A 21,169-nucleotide genomic window follows, 5' to 3' on the forward strand; every position below is an offset into this window, starting at 1 on the left:
GGGCTACGGCAGACGCCCGCACACGCAGCTCGAAAACGCCCCCGCTCCGAGGCAGAGCACGCCGCGGCCGAACGGGCCGGCGGTGCGCGGCTCGCACGCGGTGGAAATCGTGGTGGACCGGGCGCTTTCGCAGCTGGGCGTGCAGTACGCGTGGGGCGGCGGCGACGAGAACGGCCCGACACTCGGCATCCGCGACGGCGGCGTCGCCGACAGCCACGGCGACTACAACAAGGTCGGCTTCGACTGCTCGGGTCTGATGATCTACGCCTTCGCCGGCATCGGCGTCTCGCTGCCGCACTACAGCGGCTACCAGTACAACGCGGGCACCCGCGTCCCCGTGGACGAACGCGCTCGCGGCGACATGCTGTTCTGGGGCCCGAACGGCAGCCAGCACGTGGCGCTGTATCTGGGCGACGGAAGGATGGTGGAGGCGCCACAGTCGGGCGACGTCGTGAAGGTGACCCCGGTGCGCGAGAGCGGCATCATGCCCTACGCGGTACGCATCGTCTCGTGACCCGAGCGGCCCGTCGCCGCTGTTCGCGAGCGGGCGGAATCGCGGGACGGTGGTCGTGCCCGGCCCTTAATAGGAAGTGAACAGCTACCTCGGGCGCCGCCGACAGCACACGAATTCCGCTGATACCGGAGCCGGTTGCGGCATGCTGCGCGAATACCTGGAATAGTTGGGGCGAGCACGCACTAAGACCAAGGCGAAAGCGGGGATGTTGGTGACTTCGACGGACAGTGTGAGCGGGGTAGATCTGGCGAAAGATGCGCCGGAGCCCGCGTCGGGCACCCTGGAGCGTGACGTTCAAACCCTCGAAAAAGCGATCTACGAGGTCAAGCGGGTCATCGTGGGCCAGGATCGGCTCGTCGAACGCTTGCTCGTCGGTGTCCTGGCACGCGGCCACGTGCTGCTCGAGGGCGTGCCCGGTATCGCCAAGACCCTCGCGGTGGAGACCTTCGCCAAGGTGGTCGGCGGTTCGTTCTCCCGCGTCCAGTTCACCCCCGACCTGGTGCCGACCGACCTGATCGGTACCCGCATCTACCGTCAGGGCCGCGAGCAGTTCGACACCGAACTCGGCCCGGTGGTGGCCAATTTCGTGCTCGCCGACGAGATCAACCGCGCGCCCGCCAAGGTGCAGTCCGCGCTGCTCGAGGTGATGGCCGAGCGGCACGTGTCGATCGGCGGCAAGACCTACCCGATGCCGGATCCGTTCCTGGTCATGGCGACTCAGAATCCGATCGAGAGCGAGGGCGTCTACCCGCTGCCCGAAGCGCAGCGCGACCGCTTTCTGTTCAAGGTCGTCGTCGACTACCCCTCGGTCGAGGAGGAGCGCGAGATCATCTACCGGATGGGCGTCACCCCGCCGGAGGCCAAGGCGATCCTCGGCCCGGAGGACCTGATCCGGCTGCAGAAGGTCGCGGCCAACACCTTCGTGCACCACGCGCTCGTCGACTACGTGGTCCGGGTGATCGCGGCGACCCGCAAGCCGCTCGACTTCGGCATGGCCGACGTGGCGAACTGGATCGCCTACGGTGCCTCGCCGCGCGCCAGCCTCGGCATCATCGCCGCGGCCCGCGCCGTCGCGCTGATCCGCGGCCGTGACTACGTGGTACCGCAGGACGTGGTCGAGGTGATCCCGGACGTGCTGCGCCACCGCCTCGTGCTGTCCTACGACGCGCTGGCCGACGAGGTCAGCCCGGAGGACGTGATCAAGCGGGTGCTGCAGACCGTCGGCCTGCCGCAGGTCGCGCCCCAGGCCGTGCACTCCGCAGGCCAGGCGGCGCCCGCGCCGGGCGTGCCGCAGCCGCCGCACCAGCAGCAGATTCCGCAGCCGCCGCAGCAGAGCCAGCCGCAGATGGCTCCGGCCGCCGGCAACCACCAGGCCAAGTGACGGCCGCGTCGGCCGAGTCCGAGGGTTCCCGAGTGACAACGTCATCGCACGCACCGCCGTCGTTCCGGGCCGGAGAGCTGACCGACCCGCGGCTCTCGGCGGCGTTGAAAACCCTGGAACTCACCGTGCGCAGGCGCCTGGACGGCGTGCTGCACGGCGACCACCTCGGCCTCATCCCCGGCCCGGGCTCCGAGCCCGGTGAATCCCGGATGTATCAGCCGGGTGACGATGTGCGCCAGATGGATTGGTCGGTCACCGCCCGCACCACGCATCCGCACGTGCGTCAGATGATCGCCGATCGCGAACTGGAGACCTGGATGGTCGTCGACCTCTCGGCCAGTCTCGACTTCGGCACAGCGGCCTGCCAGAAACGCGATCTTGCCATCGCGGCCGCCGCGGCGATCACCCATCTCACCAGCGGCGGCGGCAACCGGATCGGTGCGGTCGTCGCCACCGGCGAGCAGCTGGTGCGAATTCCCGCGCGCAGCGGGCGCGTTCACGCCCAGTCGCTGCTGCGCGGCGTGGCCACCACCCCGCACGCCCGCGACGGTGTGCGCGGCGACCTGCGCGGCGCCATCGAGGCGCTGCGCCGCCCGCAGCGCAAACGCGGTCTCGCGGTGATCATCAGCGATTTCCTCGGCGAGATCGATTGGCAGCGTTCGCTGCGCGCCATCTCCGCGCGCCACGACCTGCTCGCGGTCGAGGTACTCGACCCGCGCGATCTGGAACTGCCCGATGTGGGCGACGTGGTGCTGCACGATCCGGAGACCGGCCGCACCCGCGAGTTCAGCGTGACCCCCACGCTGCGAACCGATTTCGCGGCCGCCGCCCAGCGGCACCGCGAGCAGGTGGAGCAGGCGCTGCGCAGTTGCGGCGCGCCCGTGATGACCCTGCAGACCGACCGGGACTGGATCGCCGACGTGGTCCGGTTCGTGTCCACCCGGCGTCATAGCTTCGGCGCCCCGACCGGGCGGGTGCCGCGCCAGTGAGTATTTCGCATTTCACCGCACTGATCTGGCTCGGCTTCCTGGCGATCGTCGTGCTGATCGCGCTCGGCTACGTGCTGGTGCAGCGCAGCAGGCATCGCCAGATGCTGCGCTTCACCAATATGGAGCTGCTGGAGAAGGTCGCGCCCGCGCGGCCGAGTCCGATCCGGCACGTGCCGATCGCGCTGATGCTGGTCGGCCTGATCTTCCTGACCGTCGCCGCCGCCGGGCCGACGGCCGTCAAGAAGGTGCCGCGCAACCGCGCGACAGTCGTTCTGGTGATGGATGTTTCGCTGTCCATGGAAGCCACCGATGTGCCGCCGACCCGGCTCCAGGTGGCCCAGGAGGCGGGCAAGGAATTCGTCGACGGCCTGACCCAGGGCATCAACCTCGGCTTCGTCACCTTCGCGGGCACCGCCTCGGTGATGGTGTCGCCGACGACGAACCGGGAATCGGTCAAGGCCGCCATCGACAACATCAAGCTCGCCGAGCGCACCGCGACCGGTGAGGGCATCCTGACGGCCCTCCAGTCCATCGACACCCTGGCCACCGTGCTGGGCGGAGCGGAGACCCCGCCGCCCGCGCGGGTCGTGCTGATGTCCGACGGCAAGCAGACCGTGCCCGACGACAAGGACGTCGACAACCCGAGGCACGCCTTCACCGCCGCCCGCCTGGCCAAGAACAAGGGCGTTCCGGTGTCGACGATCTCCTTCGGTACCGAATGGGGTTCGGTGGAGATCCCGGATCAGGACGGGCAGGGCTCGCAGCGGGTCAAGGTGCCCGTCGACAACGACTCGTTGCGCGAGATCGCCCAGCTGTCCGGCGGCGAGTTCTACACCGCCTCCAGCCTGGAGGAACTCACCGCCGTCTACGACACCCTCGAAGAGCAGATCGGTTACGAAACGACCCGTGGCGATGCGAGCAGGCCGTGGCTGCTGCTCGGCATGCTGGTCGTCGCCGCGGGCATCGTCACCGGATTGCTCTATCGTCAACGCCTGCCGTAACGCCGCGCTCGCTGTGGCACCGCACTCCGGTTGCGGTGCCCGGAACTCGGCGAACGAACCCGAACAGATAGGTTGATGCTTATGTCGAACATCACATCGCGATCGGTCTTGGTGACCGGAGGCAACCGCGGCATCGGACTCGCGGTCGCGCAGCGTCTGGCAGCCGACGGCCACAAGGTGGCCGTCACTCATCGTGGATCGGGGGCGCCGGAGGGGCTCTTCGGCGTGAAGTGCGATGTGACCGACTCCGAGTCGGTGGACGCGGCGTTCGCCGAGGTGGAGGCCCACCAGGGCCCCGTCGAGGTGCTCGTGGCCAACGCGGGCATCGTCGACAACACGCTGCTCATGCGGATGAGCGAGGATCAGTTCGCCCGCGTTATCGACGCCAACCTGACCGGCGCCTGGCGCTGTGCCAAGCGCGCCAACCGCGCCATGCTGCGGGCCAAGTTCGGCCGGATCATCTTCCTCGGCTCGGTGGTCGGCCTCGGCGGTGGACCCGGCCAGGTCAACTACGCGGCCTCCAAGTCGGGCCTGATCGGCATGGCGCGCTCGATCACCCGCGAGATCGGTTCCCGCAACATCACCTCCAACGTCGTCGCTCCCGGTTTCATCGAGACCGACATGACGCGCGAGGAAGTCACCGAGGAAATGCGCGAGGTGGTCCTGAAGTACGGCGTGCCCGCGGGACGCCCCGGCCAGCCGGAAGAGGTCGCCGCGGCGATCAGCTTCCTCGCCTCCGACGACGCCTCCTACATCAACGGCGCGGTCATCCCGGTCGACGGCGGCATGGGCATGGGCCACTAGTACTTTCGTTCCGGGCTCGCTGCCCCGAACACCGCGGCGTCGCGCGCCGGGACGATGTCCCGCGCGCGACGGGCGACAACTCGACTTTCAACTTCAGGAGAACCGAGAACTCATGGGCGGACTGCTCGAAGGCAAGACCATCCTGGTCACCGGCATCATCACCGACGCGTCGATCGCGTTCCACGCGGCCGCGGTCGCGCAGGAGCAGGGCGCGAAGGTCCTCATCACCGGCATTCCGGAGCGGCTGCGGCTGATCGACCGGATCGCGAAGCGGCTGCCCCAGGAGGTCCCGCCCGCCATCGGGCTCGATGTGACCAGCGAAGAGGATCTGGCCGGGCTGGCCGACAAGCTGCGCGAGCTGGCGCCGGAGGGCATCGACGGCGTGCTGCACTCGATCGCGTTCGCGCCGCGCACGCTGATGGGCCCGGAGGCCCGTCCGTTCCTGGACGGTCCCGGCCCCGACGCCGCCAAGGCGTTCGAGATCTCGGCGTGGAGCTACGCCTCGCTGGCCCGCGCGGTGCTGCCCGTCATGAACGAGGGCGGCTCCCTGGTCGGCATGGACTTCGACCCGCGTACCGCGATGCCCTACTACAACTGGATGGGCGTGGCCAAGGCGGCGCTGGAGTCGGTGAACCGCTACGTCGCCCGCGAGGTCGGCGTCGCCAAGCGGGTCCGCTCCAACCTGATCGCCGCGGGCCCGATCAAGACCCTGGCCGCCAAGGCCATCGCGGGCACCGCCACCGACGACGCGGCCAAGCTGAACCAGCTCAACACCTACTGGGACGGCGCCTCGCCGATCGGCTGGGACGTCGACGACCCGACCGTGGTCGCCAAGTCGATCGTCGCGCTGCTCTCGGATTGGCTGCCCGGCACCACCGGCTCGATCATCTACGTCGACGGCGGCGCCAGCCACAACACCTGGTTCCCGGAGAACTGGTCGGACAACTGAGTTCGTAACGGAGGAGAAGCCGTGGCACCGGCCGTCGACGCACTGCTGCTGCTGTCCTTCGGCGGCCCGGAGCGCCCCGAGGACGTGATGCCGTTCCTGGAGAACGTCACCCGGGGCCGCGGGGTGCCGCGCGAACGCCTCGAAGAGGTCGCGCAGCACTACCTGCACTTCGGCGGTGTGTCGCCGATCAACGCGCTCAACCGCGACATCATCGCCGCGGTGGAGCGCGAATCGGCCGCCGCGGGAACGACACTGCCGGTGTACTTCGGTAACCGCAACTGGCACCCCATGGTGGAGGACACCGTCGCGCGGATGGCCGCCGACGGTGTCCGCACCGCCCTGGTCTTTCCCACCTCGGCGTGGGGCGGCTACTCCGGCTGCCTGCAGTACCACGAGGACATCGTCAGGGCGCGAACGGCTTTCGGTGAGGGCGCGCCGGAACTGGTGAAGCTGCGCCAGTACTTCGACCACCCGCTGCTGATCGAGGCGTTCGCCGACGCGATCCGCGCCGCGGTGGCCGAGATCCCCGCCGAGCGCCGCGACGACATCCGGCTCGTCTTCACCGCGCACTCCGTCCCGGTGTCCGCCGACGCCACCGCGGGCCCGCCCGCCGACGGTGGCGGGCTCTACAGCCGCCAGGTCGCCGAGGCGGCCCGATTGTGCGCGGCCGCCACCGGATTCGGCGACTACGACGTGGTCTGGCAGTCGCGCTCGGGTCCGCCGCAGGTGCCGTGGCTGGAACCCGACATCGTCGACCACCTGGACGAGCTGTCCGGGAAGGGCGTGCGGGCCGTGGTGGTCTGTCCCGTCGGCTTCGTGTCGGACCACCTCGAGGTCATCTGGGATCTGGACAACGAAGCCAAGGACAAGGCCGCCGAACTCGGGATGGCCTTCGCCCGTGCCGCCACGCCGGGCACCGACCCGCGATTCGCGCAGCTGGTGGTCGAATTGGTCGGCGAGCACGTCGATGGTGTCGAACCGCGACGGCTCGGTGCGGTGCCGGGTTACGGCTGCACCCGCGACGGGGAGCCGTGCGCTGTCGGATGCTGCGCGCCCGCCCGGGGTGGGCGGCCTTCTCAGCGCTGAGCTGCGATCCGAACTGTGCTGCCGCGCCGGGTGTAGCAGTGGGCACCGAGATCCGCTCGGTGCGGCTCGGAAAGTTCTGCTTCGCTCGAGACGTCGTTCTTCGCGTTCCCTGAACCGCCAGGCATCCGAGTGCCGAGGTGCGCGCCGGTGCGGTGTGGGCCCGCGTTGGTATTCGCCGATGCCTGCGATAGCATCGGGGCCGGCCTTCGGGAGGAGGGTCGACCGAGAACTCGTGCCGGGGAGGCCCTTTCGATGTATCCAGAGCTGCTCGCTACTGCCGATCTGATGGCGAAGGACGCCGTCTGGACGGCACTGGATTCCTATGAAGCCCGGCGCGGAGGCGGTGGTGGGAGCAGCGGCGGAGACGGCGGTGATGTCGAAGTCTCCGAATACGTCATGTGGATCATCCTCGCGATCGTGGTGATCGTCGTGCTCGTCCTGGTGATTCGGTATTTCAACAAGAAGAGCTCCGAAACCCCTCCGCCGCAGCAGCTTCCGCCGCCGCAATACCCGCAGCAGCCGTACGGACAGCAGCCATACGGCCAGCACCCGTACGCGCAGCAGCAGCAGTATCAGCACGCGCCCTATCCGCAGCAGCCGCAGTACCCGCCGCCGTATCCACAGCAGCCTTACCCGCCGCAGTATCAGCAGCAGCCGTATCCGCAGCAGCAACCGTACCCGCCGCGCTACTGATCGCGACTCCGCGCTCGGGTGGGACGGAACCCCACCCGAGCGCGGCTGAACCCTCCTGCGCCGCTTACAGATACACCGGCAGGGTGCGGTGCCCGTTGGAGACGAAGCTGCCCACCGGAAGCAGCTCCGCCGGATCCACCGCCAGCCGCATGTCCGGGAACCGCTGGAAGATCGCGGGCAGCGCGATCTCCGCTTCCAGCCGGGCCAGCGGAGCGCCGAGGCAGTGATGGGCGCCGTGGCCGAAGGCGAGGTGGTCCTTGTTCGTGCGGTGTACGTCGAACTCGTTCGTGGTCGCGCCGTGCACCTTCGGGTCGCGGCTCGCGGCGGCGTAGGACGCCAGGATCGCCTCGCCCTTCGGGATGCGGAGTTCGCCGATCTCGATGTCCTCCACCGCGTAGCGCAGCGGCAGGTGCGCGACGGGCGATTCGTGGCGCAGCGACTCCTCCACCACGTCCGACCACGGCACCCGGCCCTCGACCACGTCGGCGCGCTGGCTCGGGTGCGTGAGCAGCGCGAAGATGGCCTGGTCGAGCAGGTTGACCGTGGTCTCGTGCCCGGCGTTGATCACCAGCATCAGGGTGTCGACGAGCTCCTTCTCGGTCAGCTGGGAGCCGTCCTCGTCGCGGGTGGCGATCAGCACGCTGGTGACGTCGTCGCCGGGGTTGTCCCTCCGGTAGGCGACGAGCTCACTGACGAGCCCGTACATCTCCAGGTAGTTGGCCACTCCTTCTTCCGGACCGAGCGAGGTATCGAAGAACCCGTCGACGCACTTGCGCAGCCCCGGGCCGAGGAACTCGGGCACGCCGAGCAGCTCGGTGATGACCTTGATCGGCACCGGGTAGGCGAAACCCTCACGCAGATCGGCCGATTCGCCGTGCGGCGTGGCGGCGAGGGCGTCGAGCAGCTGCGCGGTGATCTCCTCGATGCGCGGTCGCAGCGCCGTGCTGCGCCGATGGGTGAACGCCGGGGCGACCAGCTTGCGCAGGCGGCGGTGGTCCGCGCCGTAGGCGGTGAACATGTTGTCGACGGCCACCCAGGGATGCAGCGGCCACGCCTCGGTGATCTCGCCGTTGATGAAGGCCGACCAGTGCTGCCGCGCGTCCTTGGACACCCGGGGATCGGCCAGCAGGCTCTTGAGCACGGCGGCGTCGGTCACCGACCAGGCGGGCACGCCGCCGGGCAGTTCCACGAGCGCGGCGGGCCCACGCTCGCGAATCCGCGCGGACTCGCCCTGGATGTCGGCGCCGGTCAGGTCGAGGACTATCGGTTCATACTCCATCGGTGGGCTCCTTCAGCCGAGATGCAACGGAGGGGACGGGGGAAAGACGACCGGTAGCGCCGCCACGGCGCGGTGGAACGGCCCGGGCCGCCAGGACAATTCGGCGGCGGGCACGGCCAGCTCCAGCTCGGGCAGGGCGTCGAGCAGTTGATCAATCGCGTCCTGCACGACCAGGTACGCCACCGAGCGGGCCGGGCAGGCGTGCGGTCCGGCGCCCCACGCCAGATGCGAGCGGTTGCCGGTGCGGTCCCCGCCGCGGACGGCCGGGTCGTTGTTGCACCCGGCGAGGCTGATGAGGACTGGCTGGTGCGCGGGCAGCCAGGTGTTGTCGATCAGGATCGGCTGACGCGGGTAGGTGATGGAGAAGTTCGCCATCGGCGGGTCGTTGAACAGCACCTCGTCGAGCGCGTCGCGGGTGGAGAGGCTGCCGCCGAGGACGTGCCCGCCGAATCGGTCGTCGGTGAGCATCAGCAGCAGGGTGTTGGTGATCAGGTTCTGCTGCGGTTCGATGCCCGCGCCGTAGAAGCTGATCAGCTGACAGAGCATCTCCTCGTCGTCCAGCTTCGCCGGGTGGTGCGCCAGCCGCGAGGTGACGTCGTCACCGGGCTCCGCGCGCCGCAGCGCGATCAGCTCCAGCAGCGCCGCGCTGAGCATCTCCATGCCGCGAGCGGCCTCGACGGTGTCGAAGAGCAGGGCCATGCCGGTCGCCACGCGCTGACCCAGCTCGGCCGAGCAGCCGACCATCTGGTTCAGGACCTCGAAGATGAGCGGGAAAGCGTACTGGGTGACCAGGTCGACCGAGCCCGCCTCGCAGAACGAGTTGATCAGCGGGATGGCGATCTTCTCGATGGTCGCGTGTAGTGCGTGTAGGTCGATCCCGTCGATACTCGCGACGTAGGCCTGCCGGTAGCGCGCGTGCACCGCCCCGGCGTTGCGCAGCGCGTTCGGGTACCACTCCATCATCGGCTTGACGGGGCAGTCGGCCGGGATGTCCTTCTGCCACGTGCGCGGGTCGGCCGGGAAGTGGTCCGGGTCGTTGAGGATGCGCAGCGCCGTGCCGTAGCCGATGACCAGCGTCGCGGGCACGTCCGGCGCCAGTTCGATGGGGACCACCGAACCGTAACGGCGACGCATGTCGTCGTAGGCGCCGTGCGGGTCGGCGGCGAACTCCGTTCCGTGCAGCGGAATCCGGGGGCCGCCGTCGGCGCCGATCGGGGATCCGTGCTGGACCGGGCAGATTCCGGGGGCGGTGGGATGCGGCGCGGTGACCGCGGACTGTGACGAGGTCAAAAGACGGTACTCCAGACGAGGGACATCGGCTCCGCGTCGAGTACCGGAACTCTGGTGGGGTGCACCGTTGTTCGCCAGGTTCACCGCACAGTCCTTGCCGGACAGGCGATCCGGGCTGGGCGATCGCCGTCGATCCGACCAAGCGTCCAGAACTCGACAACTCGCCCACGTTAGCAGCAATGCGAGGAGTTCTCTCTCGATGTGCCACCCCGGCATCGGCCCCGTGGACGCGGGGATCGCCCAGAACTCCTGTTAGCACGGCACGTCGGGGCGGTGCCGAAAGTGGCTGCTGTGATGATTGATTCGCGTGTCGCGTCGGTAGCGGACGCCTAGCGCGCGCCCCGCGGCGCGGCGTGCACGGCGACGAGCCGGGCCGCGCGGATCGCGTCCCACAGCGGCCGCAGCAGCGTCTCCTGCGCGCCGATGGCGCTGGCGGAGGTGGGGGCGGAGGCCGGTTCGCGTTGCGCCACCGTGAGAATCGCGGCCACGTGATCGGCGGTATCGAGAATGCGCTTGGCGCGCAGCGGAATCGAGTTCGGGTAGTCGTGCCTGGCGTAGTCGGCGAGCTCGGCCTCGATGAGTTCGCGGGGATCGGATTCGGCGGAGCCGACCGCGGTGGTGTGCAGTTGCATCAGCGCGTCGGCGGCGTCGCGGACGGCTTCCCGCATGGCGTATTCGGCCTCGCCGAGTGACATGTCGGGGCCGGGCGCGGGCGGGATCGGGGTGCTGTAGAGCGTCCACTGCAGGGTGGTGTCGTCGGCCCATCGCGGGATCAGCCCGGTGCCCTCGGCGCCGGGCACGCCGGCGAGCATGCCCTCCTCGGCTTCCATGGCGTCGGCGGTGAACACGGTGCCGGGAGGCAGTCCGCGCACGTCGCCGGGCACCGGAAGCACCAGGCGCAGCTGCGCGCCGGGCTGGGCCATCGCCTCGCGAATCACCTTGAGCAGCGACATGAGACCGGACCCGGGCAGCATCGAGCGCGAGGACCACGGCAGGTCGGTGCGACCGCCGGTCATCGGGTCGCCCGCGGCGATGGTGTGCCGCGGCGCCCACGCGTGCAGCGCCTCCAGCACGTCGTCGGGCGCGCTGCATCCGGCCAGCCAAGAGCCGGCCCAGACCGTCAGCGTGGCACTGGGAGAGCACATAATTTCGAGCATAAACGCTTCGGGCTACCGGCGGGCATCGGCGCACCAACCCTTGTGAGCTGCACGCACTCCCGAATCCGAGCCCGGTCGGCGCCGGATTCGTCCGGTGCTGGTCGAGCGCCCGGTTACTCCGGTTCGGTGACGAAGTCGATCAGGCGTTCGACCGCGCCGATGAGCGGAGCCTCGAGATCGCGGAACGATCCGACGGCGTCGTAGACCCGCCGCCACCCGTCCTGCGGGGAGCCCCACCCGAGGCGGCGGCACACGCCCGCCTTCCAGTCTTCCCCGCGCGGCACCTGCGGCCAGGCATCCATGCGCAGCGCTGCGGGCCGGACGGCCTGCCAGACGTCGACGAAAGGGTGCCCGGTCACCAGCACATGTGGCCCGAGGCCGGTGGTGAGCTGGGTTTCCTTGGAGCCGGTGACCAGGTGGTCGACGAGCACGCCGACCCGGCGGCCGGGCCCGGGCTCGAACTCGGTCAGCCGCTCGGCCAGATTGTCCAGACCCTCCAGGTGCTCCACCACCACGCCCTCGACACGCAGGTCGTGGCCCCACACCCGCTCCACGAGCGCGGCGTCGTGCACGCCCTCCACCCAGATCCGGCTGGCCTTGGCGACCTGGGCGCGCAGGCCGGTCACCCGGGTGGAGCCGGACGCCGACCTGGTCGGCTGCTTCGGCGCGGCGGCGGTGGGTCGCACCAGGGTGACCGGCCGTCCGTCGATCAGGAACGCCGCCTCCCGCATCGCGAACAGCCGCACCGCACCGCGCGCGTCCTCCAGCTTGACGAACTCGCCGTCGTAGCTGCGATCGAATCCGACCACGGCGCCGCAGAATCCGCTGGCCGCGTCCTCCACCACGAGGTCGCGTTCGGCGGTCACCTTCGGCGCCGCTTGTTTCTTGGACCTTTCGTGTCCGGCGAAGATGTCGCCGTACCTGTCGCGCATACCCACCCGCCCGAAACTACCCGGTGGCACGCGGATTTCGCGGGCGCGGCGCCGCGTGTTCCGCCGGTGGCGGGCCTCGTGCGCGCGGCGGCGAGCCCCGCCGGGCCGGTCTTTCGACCGACATCGACCGACAGCGCCGTTAGAGTGGGTGCGTGGCCGCAATAGCTTGGCTGGTCGCGGGGATCCTGCTCGCGGCGGCAGAGATGCTCACCGGGGACCTCACGCTGCTGATGATCGGCGTCGCGGCCCTCGGCACGGCCGGGGTGAGTGCCGCGGCGGACACCTCGCTCGTGGTCGACGCGGTGGTCTTCGCGGTGATCACCGCGGTGCTGATGCTCGGGGTGCGGCCGGTCCTGCGCCGCCGGTTCGGCACGCCGCCGCCGATTCCGACGAATGTCGATGCGCTGCCGGGGAAGTCGGCCCTGGTGCTGGAGGAAGTGGCCGCCCATTCCGGCCGGGTGAAGCTCGGGGGCGAGGTGTGGACCGCGCGGCCGATGAACCCGGACGAGGTGTACGAGCCGGGCGTGACCGTCTACGTCATGAAGATCGACGGCGCGACGGCCGTCGTCTGGAAGGGGCCGTAATGGCTGTACTGATCGTCGCCGCCGTGCTCGTCCTGCTGGTGGTCGTGGTGGTGTTCAAATCGATCGCGCTGGTGCCGCAGGCCGAGGCCGCGGTCATCGAACGGCTCGGCAGGTACTCACGGACGGTGTCCGGTCAGCTGACCTTCCTGGTGCCGTTCGCCGACCGGATCCGCGCCAAGGTGGACCTGCGCGAGCGGGTGGTGTCCTTCCCGCCGCAGCCGGTGATCACCCAGGACAACCTGACGCTGCAGATCGACTCGGTGGTCTACTTCCAGGTCACCAGCCCGCAGTCCGCGGTCTACGAGATCAGCAACTACATCGCCGCCGTCGAACAGCTCACCGTCACCACGCTGCGCAACGTGGTCGGCGGCATGACGCTGGAGGAGACACTGACCTCGCGCGACCAGATCAACAACCAGCTGCGCGGGGTGCTCGACGAGGCCACCGGCCGCTGGGGCCTGCGCGTGGCGCGCGTGGAGCTCAAGGCCATCGACCCGCCGCCGTCGATCCAGGAGTCGATGGAAAAGCAGATGAAGGCCGACCGCGAGAAGCGCGCGATGATCCTCACCGCGGAAGGCACGCGGGAGTCGCAGATCAAGACGGCCGAGGGCGCCAAGCAGGCGCAGATCCTCTCCGCCGAGGGCGCCAAGCAGTCCGCCATCCTCGGCGCCGAAGGCGAACGGCAGAGCCGCATCCTGCGCGCCCAGGGTGAGCGCGCCGCCGCCTACCTGCAGGCCCAGGGCCAGGCCAAGGCCATCGAGAAGGTGTTCGCCGCAATCAAATCCGGCAAGCCGACGCCGGAACTGCTTGCCTACCAGTACATGCAGACGCTGCCGATGGTGGCCCGCGGTGACGCGAACAAGGTGTGGCTGGTGCCCAGCGATTTCGGCAAGGCGCTCGAGGGCTTCGCCAAGAGCTTCGGCTCGCAGGGCGAGGACGGCGTCTTCCGCTACGAGCCGCCCGCCGAAGACGCGGCTCCGGCCAAGGTCGAAGACGATTCCGATGTCGCCGACTGGTTCGACACCGCACCGGATCCCACCATCGAACGCGCCGTCCGGGCCGCGGAGGCCAGTGCGCGCCAGCCCGTCGAGGGACTGACGCCCACCCCGCTGCCGCGTCCGCGCGAACCGTCGCCCCACCAGCAGGTTGTCCCGCCGAGCGAGTCGGCACCCGCGGAGCAGCAGCCCCCGGCCTACCGTCCGGACGACCCGCACGGCCGCCCGTGGCAGCCGCCGGAGAACTACCGGCAGTAATTCGGTTCCGCACCGCCCCGTCGCTTTCACACTCGAGCGGCGGGGCGGTTTGCGTCGGCGGGGCCGGGCGTCGCTCAAGGAATCGGGGGCAGTGTGGTTTTCGGCATGTCCGGCCGAAATCGTCCGGCGCGAAGGATAATCGGGCGGTGCTCGTGTGCGAACGGATATCCGGGAGAACATGCTGACGCGGAGGGCGCTGATACGGGCGGCGTTGGTCGCGCCGCTGGCGGGCTGTGGCACGGGTGTGCTCGGTACACCGGGCACGGTGCGTATCGCCGTGTCCTGGAGCGGTTCCGAGCTGGCGGCGTTCCGCACGGTGCTCGACGCGCTGCACCTGTCGAGTTCGGTCGACGTCATCCCGCTCGGTGACGAGATCGAGACGGCGCTGACGGGCGGACGGTCGGCGCCGGAACTGGTCATGCTGCCGCAGGCCGGGCGGGTGCGCGACCTGGCCGAGGACGGCGCGCTGCGCGATGTGCCCGAATCGTTGTGGCTCGACGAGGTCGAGGAGCCCTGTTATTCGGCGGTGTGGGCGGAGCTGCTCTACCACAAGGAACGCCCGTACGGGGTGCCGTTCAAGACGGCCGACAAGTCGATGGTCTGGTTCGACCGGGAATCGGCGGTCGAGTCCGAGGTCGGCTCCCCGGCGCTGTGGACGCTGGATTTCTGGCTCGACCGCATCGAGTTCCTAGCCGGGAAGGACCGGCGGCTGCTCGCGCTCGCCGCGGCGGACGGCTGGGCGCTGACCGATCTGTTCGAGAACCTGCTGTACGCGCAGGATCCGGAAACCTATGCGGCGCTGGCCGCGGACGGCGAGTCGGCGATCTGGGAGAAGGACGCGGTGCGCGCAGCCCTGCACCTGCTCGGTTCGTGGGCGGCGAACTCCGCGGCCTTCGCTGGCGGGGTCGGCACCGCCCTGACCATGCAGTTCTCCGACGCCGTTCGCGAAGTGTTCGAGCGAAGGCGGGCGGTGATGGTGGTCGCGCCCGATTTCGCCGAGCCGATCGTGCGCAAGGCCGTCGCGGAATCGGGACGCAACCCCGCCGAGGTCGTCGGCGTGACGGCCTTTCCCGGCCTCGCGCCCGGTGGCCCGCGCCCGCGCATCCTCGGCGGCGACGTCCTCGTGCTCAGCCGGTCGGCCGACGACCGCGCGAACCGGGTGCTCGCCGCGCTGGCCGCGCCCACGGCTCCGCTGCCCTGGATCAACGGATTCCACGGGTTCCTCGCGCCGAACACGCGAACCGACGCCGCGTACTCGCCGTTTCTGCGTCCGTCGTCCGAAAGGCTGCGCGACACCGCGAGATACGGTCCGCGCGATGAGGTGGTGTTCGATCTGTCGGATCAGATCGGATCGCTCGGCGGACGAAACGGGTTGTGGCGCATACTCACCGAATTTCTGATCGCCGTCGACGGAGACCGGTCCGGCATCGGTCCCGCGGTGAACGACGCGATCTCGGCACTGGCCGGACGGTGACTCGATGACGACGCCGCCCGGATTCCTCAGCAACGGACTGCATCTGGAACTCGCCACCCGGCGGATGCGCGGGGCGTTGATCGGCGGGCGCAATCCGTGGCGCGGATGGGGATGGGCCCGGGTGGCGCCCGCGTGGCTGCTCGCGGCGCTGCTGCTGGTCGCCTCGGGCTGGACGGTGGCGGTGGCGGGAACCCGGGTCGGGGTGCCGCTGGTGCTCGTCCTCGCCGGGGCGGCGATCTTGGTCGCGCGGCGCCTGTTCGCGCACGGCACGCCGCGGGTCGTCGCGGTGGTCGCCGCCGCCGGTCTGCTACTGGCCGGGCCGCTGCTGTTCGTGGTCGACGCGAGCGCGGACACGCTGGCGGTCTACGGGCGGACGCTGCTGTTCGTGCTCGGCGGGTTCGGGCTCATGGCGGCGGCGCTGGTCACCGCGTGGTGGAGTCGCGGCGTGCGGTGGTTGTGGCTGCCGCTGGTGCTGCCGTTCGGCGTCGCGGCCTTCGTCTCGGGCCTGGCGTTCCGGGTGATGTTCGAGGCGGTGGTGCCCGAGGGCGATGTCGCGACATTCCAGGCCGGGTATCGGTGGATGCCGCTGATGGCGTTCTGGTGGACCTGGTTCGGCTTCCTCACCGGGATGTTCTCGGCGGGTCTCCGGGCGATCGAGACGGATCCCGTCCGCTGGGGCTACCTGAACGCCCCCACTGGGCGCTTCCGGTTCGCGTTCATGGCCTGGCGCGGGGTGCGGCTGGTGCATCCGGTGGTGCTGATCGCCGGTATCGCCGCGGTCGTCGCGGCGGCCCGGGTGTTCGACGTCATCCTCATCGGCATCCCCGCCGCCTACCAGTACGGCAGCGACAGCGCGACCGTGCGCTGGTGGCGATTGGCGACCACCGACAGCACCGCGGCCGAGGTCGCGATCTACTCGGTGCCGCTGGCCGTCCTGGTGGGCGTCTGCGCGTTCGCGCTGGGGAAGACCGGCGGTCCGCGGGAACTGCGCTTGCCGCTGCGCCCGCGCTCGCACGAACCGCAGGCGGCGCGGCGGCCGGGCGGGGTCGTCACCGGTTTCGCGGTGCTCATGAGCTTCGTGTCCGTCGTGCCGCTGCTGATGCTGGCGTGGGTCTCGATGCGGCGGCCGGACGGTCTCGGCTGGCCCGCCATCGGCCGGGTCTGGGAGGCCGGTCTGCCCTCGACGCTGGCCGTGACCGCTCTGGTGGCGACGGTCGCGACCGTGCTGGCGGTCTCGGCCGCGCTGCCGGTGGCGCGCTGGCTGTCGGCGACGCCGTCGGACACGTGGCGTGCTCGCCTCGCCATGACCGCGTTGGTCGTGCTCGCCGTGCTGCCCGCTCAGATGTACCTCGGGCCGATCGACGAGGTCAGCGAATCGTTGGGCCTGTCCGGGACGCAGTACCCGCTGATGCTGGTCCACGGTGCGGCGGGACTGCCGGTCAGCGTGCTCATCCTGCGCGGCGCGATGCGCGCGGCGGAGGAGAACCCGAGTTCGGCCGCACTGCACGGGCTGGCCAGACCCGGCGCCGTGGCGCGGCGGCTGTGGGACGGCGCGGGACGTGCCGTGGTCACGGCGGCGGTGCTCGAGTTCATCCTGGTGTGGAACGACTTCTTCGTCAGCCTGATGATCAGCGGCGCCGGGGTCAGCCCGTGGTCGCTGCTGCTGTGGGGCGAGGCCCGCCAGTACGAGGAGAACCTGCCGCAGCTGGCCGCCGGTGCGCTGGTCTTCGCGATCGTCCCGGTCGTCTTGTTGCTCGCGACCTGGCGCAGGTTCCTGGTGCCGGGGCTGACCGGGGGAGCGCTGCGGTGAGCGGGCAGGACGGCACGGTCGGCGCGCCGCCGCCATCGCCGGGGATCGCCGCGGCGCCACCGGCGCTCCTGCGCTTCCGCTTCGGCGGCGGCGCATTGGCCGCGGCCGTGCTTCTCGGGCTGGTCATCAACATCGTGTCCAGCCTCTTCCTGGAGCGCGGCGTCGGCGTGCTGCTCTCCGTGGGACTGCTCGTGATCGCGCTGCTGGCCGTGCTGCTCCTCGTCAGCCGCTGGCTGCGGGCCGAACGGCGCAGACTGCGCGAAAGCCCGCACACCGCAAGGGAACTGGAGCTGCTCAGCGATTTCGACGATTCCGAGACGCCGATCGGCGCGAACCCGAGTACCCACGCGCCCCCGCTGACGACAGTGTTCGGCGCCACCCACGAGGAGGCGGCGGTGCTCGGCGAGCTGCCGGTGCGCGAATACAGTGCGGCCGCGTTGCTCGCCGTGCTCTCGGCAATTCTGGACGCGCCGTCGCGCGACCCCTCCGACGGCTCGCCGCCGCGGACGACCGCGCCGCTGCTGCTCACCGAACTGAAGGCGAAGGGCTTCGTCGAAAGGGCGGGAGTGCAGCAGTACTGGGTCGTCGCGGTCCCCGGTACACCCAGGCCGGCCGACGCCAGGGCCGGACTACGGTGGAGCGCCGCGATCACCACGCTCGCGCGGCATCACGCCGACCGCGCCGAACGGTGGGCGATCGGTCTCGGGACCCCGCGTTTCGCCGCCGCGGGGCGCGGTTGGTTCGAGGCCGAGGAACCGTTTCTGCGCCGACTGGTGACCGAGTGCGCGTCTCTGGAGGCTCTGCTGCCGAGGACCGCGGTGCCCAGCCTGATCCGGATCGCCGACGCGCTCGATGTGTGGCACGCGCGCACCGGCGGCCACGACGCCGAGCTGGCCGGGAAACTGTGCCAGCTGCGCGATCTGGACGCGCTCGGCGCGCACGCGGCCCAGGTGCGGCTGCGTAACGATCCGCACGCCGAACCCCCGCGGCGCGGCGGCGACCGCGGTCGCTACGCCGACCTGACCGCGCGCTACGAGCACGCGAAGGCGCTCGAAACGCTGGCGGATCCGTCCGCGACGTCCGCCGCGGACCTCGAACAGGCACGCGGGCAGCTGGAGCGGGTCTGGTGGCTGTTGCCGCGCGAGGACATTCCCGGCGAGGTCTGCGTCCTGATCAACCTCGGTGTGGTGCTGTTGCGCCAAGGTCTGCTCGACGACGCGCAAGACCGCCTGGAGCTGGCCGAGGCGCTGACCAGGCAGGGCCGCGACCCGGACGGGCGCGCCCACATGCACGAGATCCTCGGCCACGTCTGGTGGGCCCGCGGCGAGGCCGTCCGCGCGCTGCGCTGCTGGCGGCTCGCGCTCACCGCGTACCGCGCGCTGCGTGACGATCACGGAAACGCCCGCTGCCTCCAGCATCTCGCCGCCGCCGTGATCGCCGACCCCCGCTGCGCCGACGACGTGCTCGGGCCGGACCCCTCCCGCCCACCCGCTCTCGCGGTCGAGGAGGCCACCGGCTGGCTGGCCGAAGCCCAAGACCTGTACCCGGCCGCGCTGACAGCGAATCACTATCGGGCCGAGGCGATCACGCTGCACGGAGTCACCCCGCGCTCCGACATGAACCGCCAGCCCTTGCCGCTCCCCGAGAACGTGTCCGGCGGGTGAGGCTGGAGCTCACCGAGGAACTGCGGGATGTGCTCGATCCGGATCGCAGACCGCCGCCGGGATTCCGAGGGCGGTGGCCGAGGATGCGTCGGCGCGGAACTTGCTGCAGCCCCGGCCAATACGTGAACGCGGGCGTGGGGAACCGCACAGCCGCGTCGATTGACGCGGCCGGAGACGCCCGTTACTAATGGATGGTGGCGCGTCTCGCGCCACACAGCAGCCTGACGAGCGAAGCGGGGTGAGCGGCGGATGCCGGATACCACTATCGGAACGCCGACTCGGAGTCCGAGATGACCAGCGCGCTCACCACGCCCACCGATCGTTTCGACACCGAAGTACTCGGCTTGCATTGGATTCCGCTGGCGGAGTCCGACGAGGACACCGCCGCGGTGTTGCGCGAACGCCTCGGCATCGATTTCTCCCGCACCCAGGACCGGGTCTGGGAGACAGGCGATTTCGTCTACCTCCCGGTCGCGGCGACCTATCTGCGTGCCGACGCGGTGCGGCGCGAGACGATCGTGTTCGCGCTCGGCGGCGATTTCGTGGTCACCGTGCAGTCCGCGGAACCGTTCGCCCCGTTCGACCGCGCAGTCGCGGAGATGGGGCGCAGGCCCGTCCTCGCCGGTTCCCCGCACGGCGTGCTCTACGCCCTGTTGCGCTCGCTGAACGAGGCCGCCGAAGGCGTGCTCGGTCAGGCGCGGAAGGAATCGGACGCGCTGGCTCGCGTGATGGGCACCGCCCTCGACGGTGGCGAACGGGGCCGCGAGATCTCCGGCCTGCGCGCCGCCGTGGCCAGGATGGACGCCGTGGAGGACGCCGTCACCCGGGTGCGCGACACCCAGCGCGATCTCGCCCGCGCGGGGCGACGCCTGCTCGCCGAGCACGGCGGCCGCACCGCGGGTCTGGACAGTGCGATCGGCGACCTGCTCGCCGAGATCGCCGATGTCCGCGGGCGCGCGGGCGCCGAACACGACCGCATCCGCTACCTCCAGCAGACGCTGCTGCTCCGCGTGGAGATGCAGCACGCCAGGGTCGTCAAGATCCTCGCCCTGTCGGCCGTGCTGGTCTCCCTCGGCATCCTCGCCCTGTGCTACCTCGTGGTCCTCGGCTGATCCGGCCGCCGTACCGCTACTCGAACTCTCTCCGAAAACCGCAGTCTCGCAGACGAACTCGTCCTCGCGATCCGGCCGCTGGGCACCGCCGTTCTCGGCGGTCTCGCGTCTGCGGCGAAGACGGTGCGCGGCGCGGCGGGCGGGGGCATCCTGGAGGGGCTTGATATCGACGGCGAGAGGGTGGTCGGTGTGGACGATGCGATGGACGCGTACTCGCGGACGGTGATCGCGGTGGCCGAATCGGTCACCCCGCACGTGGCGAGCGTGCGGACCCGGCGGGGGGGCGGTTCGGCCGTCGTGTTCACCGACGACGGATTCCTGCTCACCAACGCCCACGTCATCGGCGCGGGCTCGCACGGCGAGGTGGTGTTCGCCGACGGCGTGGAGTCCCGGTTCGAGGTGGTCGGCGTCGACCCGCTCTCGGATCTGGCCGTGCTGCGCGTCCGGGGCGGCGGGCCGGGCGCGGCACTGCTCGGCGACGCGGACAAGCTCGTGGTCGGGCAGCTGGTCGTCGCGGTGGGTAGCCCGCTGGGGTTGGCGGGTTCGGTCACCGCGGGCGTGGTGAGCGCGCTCGGGCGCGCGGTGCCGGTCGCCTCGCGGCGCGCGGGGCGGGTGATCGAGGACGTCATTCAGACCGACGCCGCCCTGAATCCCGGCAATTCCGGTGGCGCGCTGTCGGATTCGGCGGGCCGGGTGGTGGGTATCAACACCGCCGTGGCAGGAATCGGTCTGGGACTTGCCATTCCGATCAACGCCACCACTCGGCGGATCATCGCCACCCTGCATTCCGAGGGCCGCGTCCGCCGCGCCTACCTCGGGCTGGTCGGCGTTCCGGCGCCGCTGCCGTCCGAGGTGGCCGAGCGGACCGGTCAGCGGGCGGGTGTGCGCATCGTCGAGGTGGTGCGCGGCGCGCCCGCCGAAACCGCCGGACTGTGCCGGGGCGACCTGGTGCTCAGCGTCGCGCGCGCCGAAGTCCGCGACGCCCAGGGCATCCAGCGCCAGCTCTTCGCCGATGCGATCGGCAGGCCGACACCGGTCACCGTGCTGCGCAACGGCGCGATGGTCGACGTGATCGCCGTGCCGAGCGAACTGACCGTCGATTAGTTATATGTCAGCTACATCGCGATTGCGGTGGTGCCTCGACGATACGGGAATCTTTCGATGCCGGACGGGCATCGTTGCTACCATCTAGCAAGC

The 21,169-nt window shown here is 70.4% G+C and carries 19 protein-coding genes; 15 read left to right on the forward strand and 4 right to left on the reverse strand.

From position 1 onward, the window contains the following. The 8 genes from NL1_RS31060 to NL1_RS38825 form a co-directional block, all read left to right on the forward strand. Nucleotides 1-514, forward strand: a 514-nt coding sequence (locus tag NL1_RS31060) for an NlpC/P60 family protein (protein ID WP_162272785.1), incomplete at its 5' end; no start/stop codon positions are given. 205 nt (nucleotides 515-719) lie between these two features. Continuing rightward, the gene (locus tag NL1_RS31065) at nucleotides 720-1,895 is read left to right on the forward strand and encodes an AAA family ATPase (RefSeq protein ID WP_174553491.1); all 1,176 of its coding nucleotides are present in this window, start codon (nucleotides 720-722) and stop codon (nucleotides 1,893-1,895) included. 32 nt (nucleotides 1,896-1,927) lie between these two features. Continuing rightward, a complete protein-coding gene (locus tag NL1_RS31070; RefSeq protein WP_174553492.1) occupies nucleotides 1,928-2,884 on the forward strand; it encodes a DUF58 domain-containing protein in 957 nt (318 codons plus the stop codon). Beyond that, nucleotides 2,881-3,885, forward strand: coding sequence for a VWA domain-containing protein (locus tag NL1_RS31075; RefSeq protein WP_067846961.1), 1,005 nt, complete (start codon nucleotides 2,881-2,883; stop codon nucleotides 3,883-3,885). Before NL1_RS31070 ends, NL1_RS31075 begins: the two co-directional genes overlap by 4 nt. 81 nt (nucleotides 3,886-3,966) lie before the next feature. Further along, a complete protein-coding gene (gene fabG1 / locus NL1_RS31080; protein ID WP_084511177.1) occupies nucleotides 3,967-4,689 on the forward strand; it encodes a 3-oxoacyl-ACP reductase FabG1 in 723 nt (240 codons plus the stop codon). A gap of 112 nt (nucleotides 4,690-4,801) precedes the next feature. Further along, the gene (gene inhA / locus NL1_RS31085; RefSeq protein ID WP_067846967.1) at nucleotides 4,802-5,638 is read left to right on the forward strand and encodes an NADH-dependent enoyl-ACP reductase InhA; all 837 of its coding nucleotides are present in this window, start codon (nucleotides 4,802-4,804) and stop codon (nucleotides 5,636-5,638) included. Between the two features lie 21 nt (nucleotides 5,639-5,659). Continuing rightward, entirely contained in the window at nucleotides 5,660-6,724 is a 1,065-nt protein-coding gene (locus NL1_RS31090) for a ferrochelatase (RefSeq protein ID WP_067846969.1), read from the forward strand. A 252-nt stretch (nucleotides 6,725-6,976) separates the two neighbouring features. After that, complete coding sequence (locus NL1_RS38825; RefSeq protein WP_174553493.1) at nucleotides 6,977-7,417, forward strand: hypothetical protein; 441 nt, start codon at nucleotides 6,977-6,979, stop codon at nucleotides 7,415-7,417. Between the two features lie 64 nt (nucleotides 7,418-7,481). Here NL1_RS38825 and NL1_RS31100 read toward each other — a convergent pair whose 3' ends face one another. The 4 genes from NL1_RS31100 to NL1_RS31115 form a co-directional block, all read right to left on the reverse strand. Beyond that, nucleotides 7,482-8,696 (reverse strand): cytochrome P450 family protein, encoded by a 1,215-nt coding sequence (locus NL1_RS31100; RefSeq protein WP_067846975.1) that lies wholly within the window; start codon nucleotides 8,694-8,696, stop codon nucleotides 7,482-7,484. Between the two features lie 12 nt (nucleotides 8,697-8,708). Further along, complete coding sequence (locus tag NL1_RS31105) at nucleotides 8,709-9,986, reverse strand: cytochrome P450 (protein WP_067846978.1); 1,278 nt, start codon at nucleotides 9,984-9,986, stop codon at nucleotides 8,709-8,711. Between the two features lie 329 nt (nucleotides 9,987-10,315). Further along, nucleotides 10,316-11,131, reverse strand: a complete 816-nt coding sequence (locus NL1_RS31110) for an Rv1486c family protein (RefSeq protein ID WP_067846981.1) — start codon at nucleotides 11,129-11,131, stop codon at nucleotides 10,316-10,318. A 125-nt stretch (nucleotides 11,132-11,256) separates the two neighbouring features. Beyond that, the gene (locus tag NL1_RS31115) at nucleotides 11,257-12,075 is read right to left on the reverse strand and encodes a DUF3097 domain-containing protein (protein WP_067846984.1); all 819 of its coding nucleotides are present in this window, start codon (nucleotides 12,073-12,075) and stop codon (nucleotides 11,257-11,259) included. Nucleotides 12,076-12,227: 152 nt separating this feature from the next. Here NL1_RS31115 and NL1_RS31120 point away from each other — a divergent pair, with 152 nt between their 5' ends. The 7 genes from NL1_RS31120 to NL1_RS31150 all read left to right on the forward strand — a co-directional run bounded on the left by NL1_RS31120 (nucleotide 12,228) and on the right by NL1_RS31150 (nucleotide 21,076). After that, nucleotides 12,228-12,659, forward strand: coding sequence for an NfeD family protein (locus NL1_RS31120; protein ID WP_067846987.1), 432 nt, complete (start codon nucleotides 12,228-12,230; stop codon nucleotides 12,657-12,659). Beyond that, on the forward strand, nucleotides 12,659-13,912 hold the full coding sequence (locus NL1_RS31125; protein WP_067846990.1) for an SPFH domain-containing protein: 1,254 nt from the start codon (nucleotides 12,659-12,661) through the stop codon (nucleotides 13,910-13,912). Before NL1_RS31120 ends, NL1_RS31125 begins: the two co-directional genes overlap by 1 nt. 178 nt (nucleotides 13,913-14,090) lie before the next feature. Further along, nucleotides 14,091-15,386 (forward strand): ABC transporter substrate-binding protein, encoded by a 1,296-nt coding sequence (locus NL1_RS31130; protein WP_067847024.1) that lies wholly within the window; start codon nucleotides 14,091-14,093, stop codon nucleotides 15,384-15,386. 4 nt (nucleotides 15,387-15,390) lie between these two features. After that, entirely contained in the window at nucleotides 15,391-17,196 is a 1,806-nt protein-coding gene (locus NL1_RS31135; RefSeq protein ID WP_067846994.1) for an ABC transporter permease family protein, read from the forward strand. Next, nucleotides 17,193-18,860 carry a tetratricopeptide repeat protein gene (locus NL1_RS31140; RefSeq protein ID WP_067846997.1) on the forward strand — a complete coding sequence of 556 codons (1,668 nt, stop codon included), beginning with the start codon at nucleotides 17,193-17,195 and terminating at the stop codon, nucleotides 18,858-18,860. The genes NL1_RS31135 and NL1_RS31140 overlap by 4 nt, the downstream gene beginning before the upstream one ends. Before the next feature lie 290 nt (nucleotides 18,861-19,150). Next, the gene (locus tag NL1_RS31145; RefSeq protein ID WP_067846999.1) at nucleotides 19,151-19,972 is read left to right on the forward strand and encodes a CorA family divalent cation transporter; all 822 of its coding nucleotides are present in this window, start codon (nucleotides 19,151-19,153) and stop codon (nucleotides 19,970-19,972) included. 201 nt (nucleotides 19,973-20,173) lie between these two features. Next, nucleotides 20,174-21,076: a S1C family serine protease gene (locus NL1_RS31150; RefSeq protein WP_174553494.1), complete on the forward strand. Its 903-nt coding sequence runs from the start codon at nucleotides 20,174-20,176 to the stop codon at nucleotides 21,074-21,076. Nucleotides 21,077-21,169: the final 93 nt, after the last annotated feature.

Origin of the sequence: Nocardia lijiangensis NBRC 108240 (assembly GCF_001613045.1) — a bacterium.
Classification (GTDB): Bacteria; Actinomycetota; Actinomycetes; order Mycobacteriales; family Mycobacteriaceae; genus Nocardia; species Nocardia lijiangensis.